Consider the following 2,480-nt stretch of genomic DNA (forward strand, 5'->3'; position numbering starts at 1 on the left):
TGTAACTGCTAAACTAAAATGGACAGTTTTTGCTCGATAAAACTGAACACTTTCTGCTCAAATCTCCACCAATCAGTTATTATAAGAAAGTATAAAAATAACTGAGAGTTGGGGGATCAGGAAGGTGTGGAAAATAGAAGTGATTGTGGAAGTGCACCAATTGAAAAGACAAGGTTTTAAAGTTGCTGCTATTGCTCGTAAATGTAATTTATCGAGAACAACAGTCTATGAATATCTTGAAAGGGATTTTGAAGAAGCGTGTAGGTGGGTGGAGAATTTGAAGGTAAGACAACGGAAACTAGATCCTTTTCAGGATCAAATCTTAGGATGGTTAAAGGAACATCAAGATTTGTCGGCTTCACAAATTTCAGATTGGCTAGAAGAGCACTGCTCTTTTACCGAAGTTGGTGACAGTACTGTTCGGACTTATGTCAGAGAATTACGGGAAAAATACCATATACCTAAAACAGCTACATTCCGCAGTTACGAAGCAGTGGAAGAAATGCCAAAGGGAAAACAAACCCAGGTAGATTTTGGAGAAATAAAGATTAGAACGTTTGAAGGGAAATGGATAAAAACTTATGTAATTGCCTTTGTTCTATCTCACTCACGTTATAAATATGCAGAATGGCAGGATCGCCCTTTTAATACTCGTGATGTTTTACGATGTCATGAGAATGCATTTGAGTATTATGGCGGCAGGACAGATGAGATCGTATATGATCAAGATAAATTGATGACTGTTAGTGAAAATGGAGGTGACATTATATATACGGAGGAGTTTCAAGCTTATAAACAGCAGAGAGGATTTTCAATATATCTTTGTAAAGCAGCTGATCCAGAATCTAAAGGAAAAATTGAGAATGTGGTGAAGTTCGTTAAAAATAATTTTGCGAAAAATCGAGTGTTTCATCAAATAGATACATGGAATGAGCAGTGTCTGGCATGGCTTGAAAGGAAAGGAAACTACCAAGTTCACAATACAATAAAAAAGAGACCTTTCGAAGTGTTTGCCCTGGAAAAGCCACACTTACGAAAAATCTCCTCCCTACTCTCTTTCGAGAGTAATCATGGATCAAGTATAACAAGAACTGTGCATAAGGACAATATTATCAAATACAAATCTAATCGTTATTCGGTTCCACTTGGAACCTATAGGCCACAGGGTGAGAATACTGCGTATGTTCGCATCGAAGAAGAAGAACTTATTATCGAAAAGACACCTGGAGGTGTACCAATAGCTACTCATCCTCTTTCTAGGGGAAAAGGTCAGTTGATTAAAAATACGCATCACTCTAGAGACAAGTCAAAAGGGATTCAAGCGTATATGAATACTATAAAAAGTGCCTTTACAGATCAGGAAAAGATTCAATTATTTCTTGAAGAGATTAACAAACGTTATCCAAGGTATATACGGGACCAGCTACAAGTAGTACAAAAAGCAGTTAAAAGCTTTGAACCACATGTTCAATCAGCCCTGGATGTTTGTATTGAAAAAGCCTTATGGAGTGCCAATGATTTTCATGATGTCGCAAAACATTTAGCGAGAACTCAAGAAGAGATTAATACTCTTCCATCTTTTATTCCGACAATAGAAATGACCTCGATACATTATAAAGATAAAGCATCTGTAAGAGAATTAGATGGGTACCTTAAAATTCTGGGAGGCATGTAAATTGGAATATTCAGTAGAGAGTTTACAAAGGCAGATGCATCAACTCAGAATGTCAGAAACATCAAAAGAGCTTCCCATTTTTTTAAGGAAAGCAGAATCCCACTCATGGACCTATCAGGAATTTCTCAGGGAATTGCTTTCATATGAGGACAAACGTCGTGAAGAAAAAATGATTGAAAAAAACTTAAAGTGGGCGAAGTTCCCTTATCAAAAAAGCCTTGATGAATTTAATCTTAAAGAACTACCGTCTCTTAGTACGAGACAATTAAGGCAACTCAAAGAGCTTACTTGGTTGGAAGAGTCATTCAATCTACTATTTTTGGGACCGCCTGGCGTCGGAAAAACGCATATTTCAATTGGCTTAGGGTTAGAGGCCATTCATAAAGGTCATCGCGTATCATTTGTATCCATGGGAGAATTAGTGCCTTTATTAAAAAATGAGGAATTTCTTCGAAAGTCGCAACTACATATGAAACGGATTAGAGAAGCTGATCTGGTCATAATTGATGATTTAATGTATATGGCGATGGACCAAAATGAGGCAAATCTATTTTTTCATCTGATTAACCATCTCTATGAACGAAGTTCTATCATATTAACATCAAATAAAGGACCAGAGGAATGGGGAGAATTATTAGGAGATCAAGGAATAACAACGGCGATTTTAGATCGCCTTCTCCACCGTTCTGAAGTTGTCCATTTTGATGGATCAAGTCACAGAATTAAATATCGGGAGTCTTTATTTCAAACGAAAAGTGTTCAAAATTAATGAGCAAAAAGTGTTCAAAACTACTTGACGGTTACA

At 36.8% G+C, this 2,480-nt stretch carries 2 protein-coding genes; both read left to right on the plus strand.

Translation table 11 applies throughout. The features are described from left to right. Positions 1 to 124: 124 nt before the first annotated feature. Positions 125 to 1,675, plus strand: coding sequence for an IS21 family transposase (gene istA, locus ACHABW_RS25570; protein ID WP_435759840.1), 1,551 nt, complete (start codon positions 125 to 127; stop codon positions 1,673 to 1,675). 1 nt (position 1,676) lies between these two features. Further along, positions 1,677 to 2,444, plus strand: a complete 768-nt coding sequence (istB, locus tag ACHABW_RS25575; RefSeq protein WP_435759842.1) for an IS21-like element helper ATPase IstB — start codon at positions 1,677 to 1,679, stop codon at positions 2,442 to 2,444. Positions 2,445 to 2,480: the final 36 nt, after the last annotated feature.

It is taken from the genome of Salipaludibacillus sp. CF4.18 (assembly GCF_051262595.1).
Classification (GTDB): domain Bacteria; phylum Bacillota; class Bacilli; order Bacillales; family Salisediminibacteriaceae; genus Salipaludibacillus; species Salipaludibacillus neizhouensis.